The organism is Kribbella sp. NPDC004536 (assembly GCF_042873835.1).
Classification (GTDB): Bacteria; Actinomycetota; Actinomycetes; order Propionibacteriales; family Kribbellaceae; genus Kribbella.
Genome location: NZ_JBIALY010000001.1, coordinates 1,334,914 through 1,351,366, shown reverse-complemented (window position 1 = coordinate 1,351,366; position 16,453 = coordinate 1,334,914). Strand labels below are relative to the sequence as shown.

The 16,453-nt window shown below is 68.2% G+C and carries 15 protein-coding genes; all 15 read left to right on the top strand.

Features of this window, described 5'->3' with window-relative positions; genetic code table 11:
- The first annotated feature begins 2 nt into the window (after positions 1–2).
- The 15 genes from ACFYRU_RS06680 to ACFYRU_RS06610 are packed head-to-tail and all read left to right on the top strand — an operon-like array spanning position 3 to position 16,419.
- Complete coding sequence (locus ACFYRU_RS06680; protein ID WP_387653813.1) at positions 3–362, top strand: NADH-quinone oxidoreductase subunit A; 360 nt, start codon at positions 3–5, stop codon at positions 360–362.
- A gap of 1 nt (position 363) precedes the next feature.
- Positions 364–918, top strand: coding sequence for an NADH-quinone oxidoreductase subunit B family protein (locus ACFYRU_RS06675; protein ID WP_131286677.1), 555 nt, complete (start codon positions 364–366; stop codon positions 916–918).
- Entirely contained in the window at positions 915–1,622 is a 708-nt protein-coding gene (locus ACFYRU_RS06670) for an NADH-quinone oxidoreductase subunit C (RefSeq protein WP_387653810.1), read from the top strand. The genes ACFYRU_RS06675 and ACFYRU_RS06670 overlap by 4 nt, the downstream gene beginning before the upstream one ends.
- Positions 1,622–2,974, top strand: coding sequence for an NADH-quinone oxidoreductase subunit D (locus tag ACFYRU_RS06665; protein WP_387653807.1), 1,353 nt, complete (start codon positions 1,622–1,624; stop codon positions 2,972–2,974). Before ACFYRU_RS06670 ends, ACFYRU_RS06665 begins: the two co-directional genes overlap by 1 nt.
- A complete protein-coding gene (gene nuoE / locus ACFYRU_RS06660) occupies positions 2,975–3,694 on the top strand; it encodes an NADH-quinone oxidoreductase subunit NuoE (protein WP_387653804.1) in 720 nt (239 codons plus the stop codon).
- Between the two features lie 2 nt (positions 3,695–3,696).
- On the top strand, positions 3,697–5,007 hold the full coding sequence (gene nuoF, locus ACFYRU_RS06655; RefSeq protein WP_387653801.1) for an NADH-quinone oxidoreductase subunit NuoF: 1,311 nt from the start codon (positions 3,697–3,699) through the stop codon (positions 5,005–5,007).
- Complete coding sequence (locus tag ACFYRU_RS06650) at positions 5,004–7,442, top strand: NADH-quinone oxidoreductase subunit G (protein ID WP_387653798.1); 2,439 nt, start codon at positions 5,004–5,006, stop codon at positions 7,440–7,442. Before nuoF ends, ACFYRU_RS06650 begins: the two co-directional genes overlap by 4 nt.
- Positions 7,439–8,746 carry an NADH-quinone oxidoreductase subunit NuoH gene (gene nuoH, locus ACFYRU_RS06645; protein ID WP_387653795.1) on the top strand — a complete coding sequence of 436 codons (1,308 nt, stop codon included), beginning with the start codon at positions 7,439–7,441 and terminating at the stop codon, positions 8,744–8,746. The genes ACFYRU_RS06650 and nuoH overlap by 4 nt, the downstream gene beginning before the upstream one ends.
- Positions 8,739–9,287, top strand: coding sequence for an NADH-quinone oxidoreductase subunit NuoI (gene nuoI, locus ACFYRU_RS06640; RefSeq protein ID WP_387653792.1), 549 nt, complete (start codon positions 8,739–8,741; stop codon positions 9,285–9,287). The genes nuoH and nuoI overlap by 8 nt, the downstream gene beginning before the upstream one ends.
- The gene (locus ACFYRU_RS06635) at positions 9,284–10,117 is read left to right on the top strand and encodes an NADH-quinone oxidoreductase subunit J (RefSeq protein ID WP_387653789.1); all 834 of its coding nucleotides are present in this window, start codon (positions 9,284–9,286) and stop codon (positions 10,115–10,117) included. The genes nuoI and ACFYRU_RS06635 overlap by 4 nt, the downstream gene beginning before the upstream one ends.
- On the top strand, positions 10,114–10,413 hold the full coding sequence (gene nuoK / locus ACFYRU_RS06630) for an NADH-quinone oxidoreductase subunit NuoK (protein ID WP_130384807.1): 300 nt from the start codon (positions 10,114–10,116) through the stop codon (positions 10,411–10,413). The genes ACFYRU_RS06635 and nuoK overlap by 4 nt, the downstream gene beginning before the upstream one ends.
- Before the next feature lie 12 nt (positions 10,414–10,425).
- Positions 10,426–12,294: an NADH-quinone oxidoreductase subunit L gene (nuoL, locus tag ACFYRU_RS06625; RefSeq protein WP_387653786.1), complete on the top strand. Its 1,869-nt coding sequence runs from the start codon at positions 10,426–10,428 to the stop codon at positions 12,292–12,294.
- On the top strand, positions 12,291–13,814 hold the full coding sequence (locus ACFYRU_RS06620) for an NADH-quinone oxidoreductase subunit M (RefSeq protein ID WP_387653783.1): 1,524 nt from the start codon (positions 12,291–12,293) through the stop codon (positions 13,812–13,814). The genes nuoL and ACFYRU_RS06620 overlap by 4 nt, the downstream gene beginning before the upstream one ends.
- Positions 13,815–13,819: 5 nt before the next feature.
- Positions 13,820–15,400 carry an NADH-quinone oxidoreductase subunit NuoN gene (gene nuoN, locus ACFYRU_RS06615; protein ID WP_387658028.1) on the top strand — a complete coding sequence of 527 codons (1,581 nt, stop codon included), beginning with the start codon at positions 13,820–13,822 and terminating at the stop codon, positions 15,398–15,400.
- Positions 15,397–16,419 (top strand): polyprenyl synthetase family protein, encoded by a 1,023-nt coding sequence (locus ACFYRU_RS06610; RefSeq protein WP_387653780.1) that lies wholly within the window; start codon positions 15,397–15,399, stop codon positions 16,417–16,419. Before nuoN ends, ACFYRU_RS06610 begins: the two co-directional genes overlap by 4 nt.
- Positions 16,420–16,453: the final 34 nt, after the last annotated feature.

The following is a 16,453-nucleotide window of genomic DNA, read 5'->3' as shown; positions in this document are numbered from 1 at the left end:
CGATGCACCCCTACACACCGATTCTTGCTCTTGGTGTGCTCGCGCTGCTCTTCGTGGCGGGCAGCATCACCGTGAGTGCGCTGGTCGGCCCGAAGCGGTACAACCGGGCCAGGCTGGACTCGTACGAGTGCGGCATCGAACCGACCCCGCAGCCGGTCGGCGGCGGCCGCTTCCCGGTGAAGTACTACATCACCGCGATGCTGTTCATCGTGTTCGACATCGAGATCATCTTCCTGTACCCGTGGGCGGTCGCTTTCGACCAGATGGCCATGTTCGGGCTGGTCGAGATGGTCATCTTCATCGTCACCGTCTTCGTCGCGTACACCTATGTGTGGCGCCGCGGCGGACTGGAGTGGGACTGACATGGGTCTTGAGGAACAGCTTCCGGCCGGCGTCCTGCTGAGCACCGTCGAAGGACTGCTCGGCTACATGCGCAAGGCCTCGTTGTGGCCGGCAACCTTCGGGCTGGCCTGCTGCGCCATCGAGATGATGACCACCGGAGCGCCACGCTACGACGCCGCCCGGTTCGGGATGGAGGTCTTCCGGGCCTCGCCGCGGCAGGCCGACCTGATGATCGTGGCCGGCCGGGTGAGCCAGAAGATGGCTCCGGTACTGCGCCAGATCTACGACCAGATGCCCGGCCCGAAGTGGGTGCTGGCGATGGGCGTCTGCGCGTCGTCCGGCGGCATGTTCAACAACTACGCGATCGTGCAGGGCGTGGACCACGTGGTCCCGGTCGACATGTACCTGCCGGGCTGCCCGCCGCGGCCGGAGATGCTGCTGGACGCGTTCCTGAAGATCCACGACCAGATCCAGCACATGAAGCTCGGCGCGCACAAGAAGGCGCTGCAGACCGAGCAGGAGGCCGCTGCACTGACCGCGGCCCCGACCATTGAGATGAAGGGTCTGCTCCGGTGAGTGACTCCCAACCCGAGAACCTGCCGGCGACCTCTGCCGCGAGTGACGCGCAGACGCCGCAGGCCGAGGTGGTCGACCAGCGCGAGGGCATGTTCGGTGTCCGCGGCACCGGCGACACCTCCGGCTTCGGCGGCCTGAAGCGCCAGGTCGCGCTGCCCGGCGCGACCCCGCGGCCGTACGGCTCCTGGTTCGACGCCGCGGTGGACCGGCTGGAAGGCCTGGCCGCCGACGGCTCGATCGAGAAGGTCGTCGTCGACCGCGGCGAGCTGACCCTGCACGTCAAGCGCGAGAACCTGGTCGAGGTGTGCAAGCACCTGCGCGACGACGAGGCGCTGCGGTTCGAGTTCTGCTCGGGCGTCAGCGGGGTCAACTACCCGCACGAGACCGGCCGCGAACTGCACGCCGTCTACCACTTCCTGTCGATCACCCACAACCGCCGGGTCCGGCTGGAGGTGTCGGCGCCCGACGCCGACCCGCACATCCCGTCGATCGTCTCGGTCTACCCGGCCAACGACTGGCACGAGCGGGAGACCTGGGACATGTTCGGCATCGTCTTCGACGGGCACCCGGCGCTGACCCGGGTGCTGATGCCGGACGACTGGCCGGGCCACCCGCAGCGCAAGGACTACCCGCTCGGCGGCATCGACGTCGAGTACAAGGGCGCCGTCATCCCGCCGCCCGACACGCGGAGGTCGTACAACTGATGACACAGAGTCAATCCACGCAGGCAGATCCGTACGCGACCACTCGGGACACCACCGAGGGTAAGGTTTTCACGGTCACCGGCCAGGACTGGGACTCGGTCGTCTCCGGTCTCGGCGAGGAGCCGGAGGAGCGCGTCGTCGTCAACATGGGCCCGCAGCACCCGTCCACGCACGGCGTCCTGCGGCTCATCCTCGAACTCGACGGTGAGAACGTGACCGAGGCCCGCTGCGGCATCGGCTACCTGCACACCGGTATCGAGAAGAACATGGAGTTCCGCTCCTGGACGCAGGGCGTCACGTTCTGCACCCGGATGGACTACCTGTCGCCGTTCTACAACGAGGCGGCGTACTGCCTGTCGGTCGAGCGGCTGCTCGGGATCGAGGACCAGATCCCGGAGAAGGCCAACGTCATGCGGGTGCTCCTGATGGAGCTCAACCGGATCAGCAGCCACCTGGTCTGTATCGCCACCGGCGGTATGGAGATCGGCGCGCTGACCGTGATGACGATCGGCTTCCGCGAGCGCGAGAAGACCCTGGACCTGTTCGAGCTGATCACCGGCCTGCGGATGAACCACGCGTTCATCCGGCCGGGCGGTGTCGCGCAGGACCTGCCGCCGGGTGCGCTGGACAAGATCCGCGAGTACATCACCTGGATGAACCGGCATCTCAAGGAGTACGCCGAGCTCTGCAACGCCAACCCGATCTTCAAGGCGCGGCTGAACAACGTCGGCTACCTGGACCTGGCCGGCTGTATGGCGCTCGGCATCTCCGGCCCGACGGTGCGCTCCACCGGCTACGCGCTGGACCTGCGCAAGATGCAGCCGTACTGCGGTTACGAGACGTACGACTTCGACGTACCGACCTGGGACACCTCCGACGCGTACGGGCGGTTCCGCGTCCGGCTGCAGGAGATGCACGAGTCGCTGAAGATCGTCGAGCAGTGCGCCGACCGGCTGGAGAAGATGGACGGCCAGCCGGTGATGGTCGCGGACAAGAAGATCGGCTGGCCGAGCCAGCTGGCGGTCGGCGCCGACGGGATGGGCAACTCGCTCGACCACATCAAGCACATCATGGGCGAGTCGATGGAAGCCCTGATCCACCACTTCAAGCTGGTCACCGAGGGCTTCCGGGTCCCGGCCGGCCAGGCCTACGTGGCGATCGAGTCGCCGCGTGGCGAGATGGGTGCGCACGTCGTCTCCGACGGCGGCACCAAGCCGTTCCGGGTGCACTTCCGTGACCCGTCCTTCGCAAACCTGCAGGCGATGCCGATCATGTGCGAGGGCGGCCAGGTCGCCGACGTGATCGTCGCCGTCGCCAGCCTTGACCCGGTGATGGGTGGAGTGGACCGCTAAATGGCCGAGAACCACACAACTGCTACCGACAAGACCGTGCCGTACAGCACGGGCGACTCGAAGATCACCGAGACCACGATCGCGGAGATGCGCGAGCTCGCGGCCCGGTACCCCGAGGGCCGGTCCGCGCTGCTGCCGATGCTGCACCTGGTGCAGTCGGTCGAGGGCCGGGTCACCCCGGAGGGCATCGAGGCCTGCGCCGACGTGCTCGGGCTGACCGGCGCCGAGGTGTCGGCGGTGGCCACCTTCTACACGATGTACAAGCGCCGCCCGGTCGGCGACTACCACGTCGGCGTCTGCACCAACACGCTGTGCGCGGTGATGGGTGGCGACCTGATCTTCGACCGCCTCAAGCAGCACCTGGACGTCGGCAACGACGAGACCACCGAGGACGGCAAGATCACCCTCGAGCACCTCGAGTGCAACGCGGCCTGCGACTACGCGCCGGTGATGATGGTCAACTGGGAGTTCTTCGACGACATGACGCCGGAGTCCGCCACCCAGCTGGTCGACGACCTGCGCGACGGGACCGAGGTGAAGTCGCCGCGCGGTGCGACGATCTGCACCTGGCGCGAGGCCGAGCGCGTCCTCGCCGGGTACCCGGACGGCCGCGCCGACGAGGGCCCGACCGGTGGCAAGGCGACGCTGGCCGGCCTGCGGCTGGCCCGCGAGCGCAACTGGTCCGCCCCGAACGGCTCCGACACCCCGAAGGAGGGCTGACGATGACCGACGTGCTGACCCCGGTGCTGTCCGACAACTGGGACCAGATCAACGCCTGGCAGCTGGCCTCGTACCAGCGCACCGGTGGGTACGACGCGCTCCGCAAGGCGCTCGCGATGCAGCCGGCCGACGTCGTCGCAACGGTCAAGGACTCCGGTCTGCGCGGCCGTGGCGGCGCGGGCTTCCCGACCGGGATGAAGTGGTCGTTCATCCCGCAGGACAACCCGAAGCCGAAGTACCTGGTGGTGAACGCGGACGAGTCCGAGCCGGGCACCTGCAAGGACATCCCGCTGATGATGGCCTCGCCGCACACGCTGGTCGAGGGCGTCATCATCGCGTCGTACGCGATCCGCGCGTCGGCGGCCTTCATCTACGTACGCGGTGAGGTCCTGCACGTGATCCGCCGGCTGCAGCAGGCGGTCCAGGAGGCCAAGGACGCCGGCTACATCGGCAAGAACATCCTCGGCAGCGGCTACGACCTGGACGTCGTCGTGCACGCCGGCGCCGGCGCCTACATCTGCGGCGAGGAGACGGCGCTGCTGGACTCGCTGGAAGGACGTCGCGGTCAACCCCGTCTGCGTCCTCCCTTCCCGGCCGTGGCCGGTCTGTACGGCTGCCCCACTGTCATCAACAACGTCGAGTCGATCGCATCCGTTCCCGTCATCATCAAGAACGGCGCGGACTGGTTCTCCTCGATGGGCACCGAGAAGTCCAAGGGCATGACGCTGTACTCGCTGTCCGGGCACGTGACGCGCCCCGGTCAGTACGAGGCGCCCCTGGGCATCACGCTGCGCCAGTTGCTCGACCTGGCCGGCGGTGTCCGGGAGGGACACGAGCTGAAGTTCTGGACGCCGGGTGGTTCCTCGACGCCGTTGCTGACGGCCGAGCACCTCGACGTACCGCTCGACTACGAGGGCGTCGGCTCGGTCGGTTCCATGCTCGGTACGAAGGCGCTGCAGATCTTCGACGACTCCGTGTGCGTCGTCCGCGCCGTACTGCGCTGGACCGAGTTCTACAAGCACGAGTCCTGCGGCAAGTGCACCCCGTGCCGCGAGGGCACGTGGTGGCTGGTGCAGATCCTCGAGCGGCTGGAGAAGGGCCAGGGGTCCGAGGAGGACCTGGAGGTCCTGCTCGACCTGTCCGAGAACATCCTCGGCCGGTCGTTCTGTGCGCTCGGTGACGGTGCCACGGCGCCGATCACCAGCTCGATCGCGCACTTCAAGGACGAGTACCTGGCGCACTTCGAGAACGGCGGCTGCCCGTTCGACCCGATGGCAAGCACTGTCTTCGCGACTGCTGGAGCTAGCGCATGACGATCCAAGCGAACCCGCCGGCCGGGTCGGAGGTGGAGCGCACCGACCTGGTCACCGTGACCATCGACGACATCGAGGTCAAGGTTCCGAAGAACAGCCTGGCGATCCGGGCCGCCGAGCAGATCGGCATCCAGATCCCGCGGTTCTGCGACCACCCGCTGCTCGACCCGGTCGGCGCCTGCCGCCAGTGCCTGGTCGAGGTCACCGACGCCGGCAACGGCCGGGGCATGCCGAAGCCGCAGGCCTCGTGCACGCTGACGGTCGCCGACGGCATGGTGATCCGGACGCAGGTGAGCTCGCCGGTGGCCGACAAGGCCCAGCACGGGAACATGGAGTTCCTGCTCATCAACCACCCGCTGGACTGCCCGGTCTGCGACAAGGGCGGCGAGTGCCCGCTGCAGAACCAGGCGATGAGCAACGGCTCCGGCGAGTCCCGCTTCCACACCAGCCACGGGGTGAAGCGGACCTACCCGAAGCCGATCAACATCTCCGCCGAGGTGCTGCTGGACCGCGAGCGCTGCATCCTGTGCGCGCGCTGTACCCGGTTCTCCGAGCAGATCGCCGGTGACCCGTTCATCGCGCTGATCGAGCGCGGCGCGCTGCAGCAGGTCGGCATCTACGAGAAGGAGCCCTTCGAGAGCTACTTCTCCGGCAACACGATCCAGATCTGCCCGGTCGGTGCGCTGACCAGCGCGGCGTACCGGTTCCGCTCCCGGCCGTTCGACCTGGTCTCGGTGCCGTCGGTGGCCGAGCACGACTCGTCCGGTGCGGCGATCCGGGTCGACTACCGGCGCGGCAAGGTGATGCGCCGGCTGGCCGGCGACGACCCGCAGGTCAACGAGGAGTGGATCTCCGACAAGGACCGGTTCGCGTTCCAGTACGCGAGCACCGGCGACCGGTTGACGCACCCGCTGATCCGCGAGGACGGCGAGCTGCGGCCGGCGTCCTGGCCGGAGGCGTTGGCTTTCGCCGCCGGGCAGCTGAACGCGGCCCGCGGTAACGCGGCGGTGCTGACCGGCGGCCGGCTGACCCTCGAGGACGCGTACGCGTACTCGAAGTTCGCCCGGGTCGCGCTGGGCAGCAACGACATCGACTTCCGGGCCCGGCCGCACTCCGCCGAGGAGGCCGACTTCCTGGCCGCCGCGGTGGCCGGCACCGGTCTCGGTACGACGTTCGCGGACCTGGAGCAGGCCGGCTCGGTGCTGTTCGCCGGATTCGAGCCGGAAGAGGAAGCGCCGTCGGTGTTCCTGCGCGTCCGCAAGGGCGTGAAGACGCACGGCACCAAGGTGTTCACGATCGCGGCGTATGCGTCCCGCGGGATCGAGAAGCTCGACGGCGTCGTCGTCGCGGCGTCGCCGGGCACCGAGGCCGCGGTCCTGTCCGACCTCGGGAACGCCGGTGCGGCCGGGGCAGCCGCCCGGGCTGCGCTCGGTCCGGACTCGATCATCGTCGTCGGCGAGCGGCTCGCCTCGGTGCCGGGCGGGTACTCCGCGGCACTGCGGCTGGCGCTCGACTCCGGCGCGCAGCTGGCCTGGATCCCGCGCCGTGCGGGCGACCGGGCCGCGCTCGAGGCCGGCTGCCTGCCGGGCCTGCTGCCGGGTGGCCGACTGGTCACCGACCCGCAGGCGCGGGTCGACCTGCAGGCCGCCTGGGGCGTCGAGAACCTGCCGGGCGAGACCGGCAAGGACCTGACCGAGATCGTCGCGAACGCCGGCTCCCTGCAGGCGTTGGTTGTGGCCGGGGTCGAGATCGACGACCTGCCCGACCCGGCCGCGGCGCTGGCCGCGCTCGCGGCGGCGCCGTTCGTGGTCAGCTTCGAGGTGCGCAAGTCGCAGGTGACCGAGTACGCCGACGTCGTCTTCCCGGTCGTACCGCCGGTGGAGAAGTCCGGCACGTTCGTGAACTGGGAGGGCCGCGAGCGGCCGTTCCCGGTGGCACTGAAGGTGCCGGCCGCGATGCCGGACACCCGGGCGCTGGCCGCGCTGGCCCAGGAGATGGGGCAGTCGCTCGGCTTCAGCACTCCCGAGGGCGCGAAGAAGGAGTTCGACGAGCTCGGCCGCTGGGACGGCGACCGCGCGCAGGAGCCGACGTACCAGGCCGGTCCGGCGCTCGGCGCGTTCGACTCGACCCGGCTCGCGACCTGGCGGATGCTGATCGACGACAGCCGGGCCTGCGACGGTGAGCCGCACCTGACCGCGACCGCGCGCAAGCCGGTCGCCCGGATCTCGGTCACCACCGCGCGCCGGATCGGGGTCGCCGACGGGGACGAGCTGGCGGTGAGCACCGACGCCGGGAGCATCCGGCTGCCGGTCGTGATCACGCCGATGACCGACAACGTGGTCTGGCTGCCGACGAACTCGGCCGACTCCCACGTCCGCCGTTCGTTGCACGTAGACCATGGCTCGATCGTGACGATCGCCGGAGGGAACGCATGAACATCCCGCTCGCGGTGCCGGATGCCGGGGTTGGACACGACCCGTGGTGGGTCATTCTCATCAAGGTCCTGTTCATCTTCGTCTTCCTGGTGGTGCTGACGCTCTTCAACATCTGGTGGGAACGCCGGGTCGTCGCGCGGATGCAGCACCGGATCGGCCCGAACGTGCACGGCCCGCAGGGACTGTTGCAGTCGCTGGCCGACGGCGTGAAGCTGATGCTGAAGGAAGACCTGATGCCCAAGGGCGTCGACAAGGTCGTCTTCGTGCTGGCGCCCGCGATTGTCGCCATCCCGGCCTTCCTCACCTTCGCGGTGATCCCGTTCGGGCCGACGGTGAAGATCCCCTGGACCGACACCTACACCCGGCTGCAGCTGACCGACCTGCCGGTCTCGGTGCTGTACGTGATGGCGATCGCCTCGATCGGCATCTACGGCATCGTGCTGGGCGGCTGGTCGTCGAACTCGACGTACTCGCTGCTCGGTGGTCTGCGCTCCAGCGCCCAGATGATCTCGTACGAGGTCGCGATGGGCCTGGCGCTGGTCACGGTGTTCCTGTTCGCCGGCTCGCTGTCCACCTCGGAGATCGTGGCCGCGCAGGGGCACCAGACCGTGCACTGGTTCGGGGCGTCGATCCCGCTGCCGGGGTGGTACGGGTTCCTGCTGTTCCCGTCGTTCGTGATCTACGTGATCTCGATGGTCGGTGAGACGAACCGGGCGCCGTTCGACCTCCCGGAGGCCGAGGGCGAGCTGGTCGCGGGCTTCCTGACCGAGTACTCCTCGATCAAGTACGCGATGTTCTTCCTGGCCGAGTACATCAACATGGCGACCGTGTCCGCGCTGGCCACCACGCTGTTCCTGGGCGGCTGGCGGGCACCGTGGCCGATCTCGATCTGGGACGGCGCGAACTCCGGCTACTGGCCGGTGCTGTGGTTCATGGGCAAGCTGATGTGCTTCATCTTCTTCTACATCTGGCTGCGCGGAACGCTGCCGCGGCTGCGCTACGACCAGTTCATGAAGCTCGGCTGGAAGGTCCTGATCCCGGTCTCGCTGGTCTGGATCCTGCTGGTCGCCACCGTCCGCGCGGTCGGCCGGGAGACCAACTTCAGCCGGACCACGCTGCTGGTCGCGGCCGCGATCGTCCTGGTGCTCGCGGTGATCAGCATGTTCGTGCCGTCGAAGCCCAAGCCGGAAGAGCCCGAGGTTGCCGACGGCAAGGACTTCGACGCGTTCGCCGGCGGCTTCCCGGTGCCCCCACCGATGGCCGTCAACACTTCCAGCCAAAGCAAGGAAGGCAGCCGTGGCTAGTGTCAAAGAGTCCCTCTGGGACCCGGTAGCCGGTTTCGGCGTCACCTTCCGGACGATGTTCCGGAAGGTGTTCACCGAGCAGTACCCGTTCGAGAAGAAGCCGACGGCCCCACGCTTCCACGGCCGGCACCAGCTGAACCGCTGGCCGGACGGGCTGGAGAAGTGCATCGGTTGCGAGCTGTGCGCGTGGGCCTGCCCCGCGGACGCGATCTACGTCGAGGGTGCCTCGAACACCGAGGGCGACCGGTTCTCGCCGGGCGAGCGGTACGGCCGGGTGTACCAGATCAACTACCTGCGCTGCATCCTCTGCGGTCTGTGCATCGAGGCCTGCCCGACCCGGGCGCTCACCATGACCAACGAGTACGAGCTGGCCGACACCAGCCGCGAGTCCCTCATCTACGAGAAGAAGGACCTGCTGGCGCCGCTGCTCCCCGGCATGCAGGAGCCGCCGCACGAGATGCAGCTGGGCAAGACCGAGAAGGACTACTACCTCGGTCTGACCGGCGCGGCGACCAAGCCTGAGGGGAGTGACGCCAAATGATCGCCATGGTCACCGGCGGACAGGTCGCCTTCTGGCTGCTCGCGCCGGTCATGATCCTGGCCGCGATCTGCATGGTGCTCGTCCGTAAGGCCGTGCACTCGGCGCTGCTGCTGGCCACCGTGATGATCTGCCTCGCGGTGCAGTACGCCGCGCAGGACGCGCCGTTCCTGTTCGCGGTCCAGATCATCGTCTACACCGGCGCGATCCTGATGCTGTTCCTGTTCGTGCTGATGCTGGTCGGCGTCGACGCCTCGGACTCGCTGGTCGAGACCATCCGCGGGCAGCGGCTGCTGGCCGGGCTCGCGTTCCTGGGCTTCGGCGTCCTGCTGATCGCCGCGGTCGGCAACGCGATCTACGGGCACCCGACCGGCCTCGCCGACGCGCAGCCGGACGGCAACCCGAAGGGCATCGCGCAGTTGCTGTTCGGCAAGTACGTGTTCGCGTTCGAGGTCACCTCGGCGCTGCTGATCACCGCGGCGATGGGCGCGATGATGCTGGCGCACCGCGAGCGGCTGACCAAGAAGCGCACGCAGCGCGACCACGCCGAGGAGCGGATCCGCAAGTACGCCGAGCAGGGCATCCACCCGGGCCCGCTGCCGACGCCCGGTGTGCTCGCCCGGCACAACGCCGTCGACACTCCGGCGCTGCTGCCGGACGGGTCGATCGCACCGACCTCGGTTTCGCGGGTGCTGCAGGCACGTGGCACCGTGTTCCCCGAAGCCGAGGAGCGCGCGGACGTCGAAGAGGTCCGCGAACTCGACCTCGGCGAGGCGTACCCGCGTGAGGCCGAGAGCACCGACACAACGGGATTTGTGGAGGAGGAGAAGTGACCACCGAGCCGTACATCGTGCTCGCCGCGATCCTGTTCAGCATCGGCGCACTGGGCGTACTGGTCCGCCGGAACGCGATCGTCGTCTTCATGTGCGTCGAGCTGATGCTGAACGCGACCAACCTCGCGTTCGTGAGCTTCGCCCGCCAGCACGGCAACCTCGACGGTCAGATCGCCGCCTTCTTCGTGATGGTGGTGGCCGCGGCCGAGGTCGTGATCGGGCTGGCGATCATCATGGCCATCTTCCGCACCCGTCGTTCGGCCTCGGTCGACGACGCCAACCTGCTCAAGTACTGAGGTAGCAAACCGATGAGTCATGAGCTGACGTGGCTGCTGGTCGCTGTGCCGGCGCTGTCCGCGGCGATCCTCTTGCTCGGTGGCAAGGCCACCAACGCGTGGGGTCACCTGCTGGGCACGCTGGCACCGGTGATCTCCTTCGCCTTCGGTGTCGTGCTGTTCTTCCAGATGCAGGGCAAGCCCGAGGGCGACCGGTCCGCGACGGTCCGGCTGTTCGAGTGGTTCTCGGTCGGCCAGATCAAGGTCGACTTCACCCTGCTGATCGACCCGCTGTCGATCCTGTTCGTGCTGCTGATCACCGGTGTGGGTTCGCTGATCCACATCTACTCGATCGGCTACATGGAGCACGACGCGCGGCGGCGCCGGTTCTTCGGGTACCTGAACCTGTTCATCGCGTCGATGCTGCTGCTGGTACTGGCCGCCGACTACCTGCTGGTCTTCGTCGGCTGGGAAGGCGTCGGCCTGGCGTCGTACCTGCTGATCGGCTTCTGGCAGCACAAGAACTCGGCCGCGGTCGCCGCGAAGAAGGCGTTCGTGGTGAACCGGGTCGGTGACATCGGCCTCTCGCTCGCGGTGATGAGCATGTGGGCGCTGTTCGGCTCCTCGGCCTTCTCCTCGGTGAACGCCGGTGCCGAGCACCTGTCGAAGACCTGGGCCACGCTGCTCGGCCTGATGCTGCTGCTGGCCGCCTGCGGTAAGTCCGCGCAGGTGCCGCTGCAGTCGTGGCTGCTGGACGCGATGGAGGGCCCGACCCCGGTGTCAGCGCTGATCCACGCGGCGACCATGGTCACCGCCGGCGTCTACCTCGTGGTCCGCTCGCACGCGATCTTCGAACAGTCGCACGCGGCCGCGACCGCGGTGGTGATCGTCGGTACGGTGACGGCGCTCGCCGGTGCGATCATCGGTTGCGCCAAGGACGACATCAAGAAGGCGCTGGCCGGTTCGACGATGAGCCAGATCGGCTACATGATGCTCGCCGCGGGCCTCGGCCCGGCCGGGTACGTGTTCGCGATCTTCCACCTGCTCACGCACGGTTTCTTCAAGGCGAACATGTTCCTCGGCGCCGGCTCCGTCATGCACGGCATGAACGACGACGTGAACATGCGGCACTACGGCGCGCTCCGGTCGGCGATGAAGGTCACCTTCGTGACGTTCGCCTTCGGGTACCTGGCGATCCTCGGCATCCCGCCGTTCGCGGGCTTCTTCAGCAAGGACAAGATCATCGAGGCCGCGTTCGCGGACAACACGGTGATCGGTCTCTGCGCGCTGCTCGGCGCCGGCATCACCGCGTTCTACATGACCCGGGTGATGCTGATGACGTTCTTCGGCAAGAAGCGCTGGGCCGAGGACGTACACCCGCACGAGTCGCCGAAGGTGATGACGTGGCCGCTGATCATCCTGGCGGCGCTGTCGCTGGGTGGCGGTGCGCTGTACTTCGCCGGTCACTGGATCGTCGACTGGCTGACCCCGATCGTCGGGCACGAGGAGGAGCACGCTCCGCTGAGTGCGACGGTGATGACGATCATCACGCTCGCGGTCGTTGCCGTCGGCATCGCGATCTCGGTGCTGATGTACCGCCGGGACATCCCGCGCGAGGCGCCGGTCGGCTCCCCGGTCACCCGGTTCGCCCGGCGTGACCTGTACGGCGACGCGCTCAACGAGGCGCTCTTCATGCGTCCCGGGCAGTACCTGACCCGGACGCTGGTCTGGCTCGACAACCGGGGCGTCGACGGCCTGGTGAACGGCCTGGCCGCACTCTTCGGCGGACTGTCCGGCCGGCTCCGCCGGTTCCAGACGGGCTTCGTCCGTTCGTACGCACTCAGCATGGTCTTCGGCGCCGCATTCGTGGTCGTCGCCCTCCTCGCGGTGAGGTTGTCGTGAACATCGGTTGGCTGACCCTGTTACTGCTCCTGCCGTTCGTCGGGGCCATCGCGACGATGCTGGTGCCGAAGGCGAAGGCGCTGACGGCCAAGCAGGTCGCGCTCGGGTTCTCGCTCGTGACGCTGGTACTGACCGTGATCGTCGCGATCGGGTACCACCGCAACGGCGCCGCGGACTACGCCGAGACGCACACCTGGATCAAGGCCTTCGGCGCGCACTACGCGCTCGGCCTGGACGGTCTGGGCATCGTGATGGTGGTGCTGACCGCGCTGCTGAGCCCGATCGTGATCATCGCGTCCTGGAACGACGCCGCCAGCGGTCGCTGGTCGGAGAAGTCCTTCTTCGCCTGGATCCTCGGCCTGGAGGCGCTGTCGATCGGGGTCTTCTCCGCGACCGACGTGTTCCTGTTCTACGTGCTGTTCGAGGCGACGCTGATCCCGATGTACTTCCTGATCGGTGGCTTCGGCGGACCGCAGCGTTCGTACGCCGCGGTGAAGTTCCTGCTGTACTCGCTGCTCGGCGGTCTGCTGATGCTGGCCTCGGTCGTCGGCCTGTACGTCGTGTCCGCCAAGCACGGCGACCCGTCGTACCTGCTCGCCGACATGGTGAAGCTGGACATGAGTCAGAACACCGAGCGCTGGTTGTTCCTCGGCTTCTTCTTCGCGTTCGCGGTGAAGGCGCCGATGGTGCCGTTCCACACCTGGCTGCCGGACGCGGCCGGTGAGGCGACGCCGGGCACCTCGGTGCTGCTGGTCGGCATCCTGGACAAGATCGGCACCTTCGGGATGATCCGGTTCTGCCTGGGCCTGTTCCCGAACGCCTCCCAGTGGGCCACCCCGGTGGTCCTCGTACTCGCACTGATCTCGGTGCTGTACGGCGCGCTGCTGGCGATCGGCCAGACCGACATCAAGCGGCTGATCGCGTACACCTCGATCTCGCACTTCGGCTTCATCGTGATGGGCATCTTCGCGCTGACGTCGCAGGGCCTGACCGGGTCGACGCTGTACATGTTCAACCACGGGCTCTCCACCGCGGCACTGTTCCTGGTCGCCGGGTACCTGATCTCCCGGCGCGGGTCCGCGCGGATCGCCGACTACGGCGGCGTCGAGAAGGTGGCACCGGTCCTGGCCGGCACCTTCCTGTTCGCCGGCCTGTCCAGCCTGGCGCTGCCTGGTCTGTCGCCGTTCATCTCCGAGTTCATGGTGCTGGCCGGGACGTTCAGCCGGCACAAGGTGATCGCGGTGATCGCCGTCCTCGGGATCGTGCTGGCCGCGCTGTACATCCTGCTGATGTACCAACGCACGATGACCGGCCCGGTCCGCGACGGGATCGAGAAGCTGAAGGACCTGAACCCGCGTGAGGTGCTGGCGATCGCACCGCTCGTGATCCTGATCATCGGCCTGGGCATCTTCCCGAAGCCGATCGTCGACATCATCAAGCCCGCGGTCGACTCGACCATGCAGCGGGTGGGCGTGACCGACAAGGCACCGCAGATCCCCGTGACGGAGGGACAGAAGTGACCGCGATGTTGCTGCCGCTGGCGGACTTCACCAAGCCCAGCATCGAGTACGGCGAACTGCTCCCGCTGTTCGTCGTCTTCGGTGCCGCGGCCGTGGGCGTCCTGGTCGAGGCGTTCGTGCCCCGGCCGCTGCGGCACCTGGTGCAGCTGACGATCACGGTGGTCGCCGTGATCGCGGCCGGGGTGCGGACCGGCGTGCTGATGCACGGCAAGAAGGAGATCATCGCCGCGCAGGGTGCGATCTCGGTCGACGGCCCGGCGCTGTTCACCTGGATCATCTTGCTGGCGCTGACGCTGATCAGCGTGCTGCTGTTCGCCGAGCGTTCGATCGACGGCGGCCTGTCCGCGTTCGCCGGCCAGGCGGCCGCGGTGCCGGGTTCGGAGGCCGAGCGGGAGGGTACGGCGGCCCGCGTCGAGCACACCGAGATCTTCCCGCTGACGCTGTTCGCGGTCGGCGGCATGATGCTGTTCGCCGCCTCGAACGACCTGCTGATCCTGTTCGTCGCGCTCGAGGTCTTCTCGCTGCCGCTGTACCTGCTCTGCGGCCTGGCCCGCCGGCGCCGGCTGATCTCGCAGGAAGCCGCGATGAAGTACTTCCTGCTCGGTGCGTTCTCGTCGGCGTTCCTGCTGTTCGGGATCGCGCTGCTGTACGGGTACGCCGGCACCATGTCGCTCGGCGGCATCGCCGACGCGCTCGGTACCCAGACCGGTGGCGACACGATTCTGCTGGCCGGTACCGGCCTGCTCGGGGTCGGCATGCTGTTCAAGGTCGGCGCCGTACCGTTCCATTCCTGGACCCCGGACGTCTACCAGGGCGCCCCGACGCCGGTCACCGGCTTCATGGCGGCCTGCACCAAGATCGCGGCGTTCGTCGGCCTGATGCGGGTCTTCTACGTCGCGCTCGGCGGCTCGCGCTGGGACTGGGCGCCGATGATGTGGATCATCGCGATCCTCACCATGGTGGTCGGTTCGATCGTCGCGATCACCCAGACCGACGTGAAGCGGATGCTGGCGTACTCGTCGATCGCGCACGCGGGCTTCCTGCTGACCGCGTTCGTCGGCCTCGCGCAGGCCGGCAACGGCGTGCACAACGGGATCACCTCGACCCAGGCGGTGCTGTTCTACCTGGTCTCCTACGGCTTCCCGACGATCGGCGCGTTCGCGGTCGTCACGCTGGTCCGGGACGCGGGCGGCGAGGCGACGCACCTGTCCCGCTGGGCGGGCCTGGGCAAGAAGTCGCCGCTGCTGGCCGGTATCTTCGCGTTCTTCCTGCTGTCCTTCGCCGGCATCCCGCTGACCGCGGGCTTCACCGGCAAGTGGGCGGTCTTCAGCGCGGCCTGGACCGGCGGCGCGTGGCCGCTGGTGGTTGTCGCCGTACTGTCCAGCCTGGTCGCGGCGTTCTTCTACATCCGCGTGATCGTGCTGATGTTCTTCTCCGACCTGCCGGCCGACGCGCCGGACGTGGCGCTGCCGGGCTGGCAGACCACGTCGGCGGTGGCGCTGGGTCTCGCCGCCACGGTGGTGCTCGGTCTGGTTCCCGGACCGGTGCTCGACCTGGCGGCCCGAGCTGGTGAGTTCATCCGTTGAGTACGACCCCGCTGCCGGCCGAGAGCCTGGGATTCGAGTTCGCCGACGCGGCGCTCGAAGCCCGGGTTCGCGCGGGCCTGGAACGCGTCGAGCAGGCCTTGCTCGACGCGACCGAGTCCGAGGCGCCGTTCGTCACCGCTGCTGCCCGGCACGTCATGGTTGCCGGTGGCAAGCGGTTCCGGCCGTTGCTGGTACTGCTGGGGGCAGAGTTCGGCGCTGACACGCTGGCCGACGACGTCGTGAAGGCGGCGGTGGTCGTCGAGCTCACGCACGTCGCGACCTTGCACCACGACGACGTGATGGACGAGGCGGCGCTGCGCCGCGGCTCGTCCACCGCGAACGCGCGCTGGGACAACTCGGTCGCGATCCTGTCCGGCGACTGGCTGTTCGCCCGCGCGTCGGACCTGGTCGCGGACCTCGGGCCGGAAGCGGTCCGGATCCAGGCGCGCACCTTCGGCCGGCTGGTCGAGGGACAGATCCGCGAGACGATGGGTGTCGGCGAAGGCCAGGACCCGTTGAAGCACTACCTGTCGGTGGTCGCCGACAAGACCGGTTCGCTGATCGCGACCTCGGCGGTCTTCGGTGCCCGGTACGCCGGTGCCTCCGAGGAGATCCAGGAGGCGCTGAAGGCGTTCGGCGAGGAGATCGGCGTCGCGTTCCAGCTCGCCGACGACATCCTCGACATCGCGTCCGAGTCCGGCCAGTCCGGCAAGACTCCCGGTACGGACCTGCGCGAGGGCGTACCGACCCTCCCGGTCCTCATCTTCCGCGCCCAGGCCGATCCGGCGGACCCGACCGACGCGCGCCTGCTGGAGCTGCTCGACTCGGACCTGTCCGACGACGCCCGCCTCACCGAGGCCCTCGAGCTGCTCCGCTCGCACCCCGCCTTCCACCAGGCCGAGGAGGACGTCCGCCGCCGCGCAGCCGACGCCCGCAAACTCCTCGCCACCCTCCCCGACGGCCCAGGCCGCCAGGCCCTCGACGCCCTCTGCGACCTGGTAGCAACCCGCTCCGTCTGAAGAGCAAAGAAAGAAACAAAAGAAACAAAAGAAA

Bases quoted from the DNA above. Each gene is read 5' to 3' on its own strand.
- ACFYRU_RS06680 (WP_387653813.1), top strand. From the start codon at position 3: ATGCACCCCTACACACCGATTCTTGCTCTTGGTGTGCTCGCGCTGCTC.
- ACFYRU_RS06675 (WP_131286677.1), top strand. From the start codon at position 364: ATGGGTCTTGAGGAACAGCTTCCGGCCGGCGTCCTGCTGAGCACCGTC.
- ACFYRU_RS06665 (WP_387653807.1), top strand. From the start codon at position 1,622: ATGACACAGAGTCAATCCACGCAGGCAGATCCGTACGCGACCACTCGG.
- nuoE (WP_387653804.1), top strand. From the start codon at position 2,975: ATGGCCGAGAACCACACAACTGCTACCGACAAGACCGTGCCGTACAGC.
- nuoF (WP_387653801.1), top strand. From the start codon at position 3,697: ATGACCGACGTGCTGACCCCGGTGCTGTCCGACAACTGGGACCAGATC.
- ACFYRU_RS06650 (WP_387653798.1), top strand. From the start codon at position 5,004: ATGACGATCCAAGCGAACCCGCCGGCCGGGTCGGAGGTGGAGCGCACC.
- nuoH (WP_387653795.1), top strand. From the start codon at position 7,439: ATGAACATCCCGCTCGCGGTGCCGGATGCCGGGGTTGGACACGACCCG.
- ACFYRU_RS06635 (WP_387653789.1), top strand. From the start codon at position 9,284: ATGATCGCCATGGTCACCGGCGGACAGGTCGCCTTCTGGCTGCTCGCG.
- nuoL (WP_387653786.1), top strand. From the start codon at position 10,426: ATGAGTCATGAGCTGACGTGGCTGCTGGTCGCTGTGCCGGCGCTGTCC.
- nuoN (WP_387658028.1), top strand. From the start codon at position 13,820: ATGTTGCTGCCGCTGGCGGACTTCACCAAGCCCAGCATCGAGTACGGC.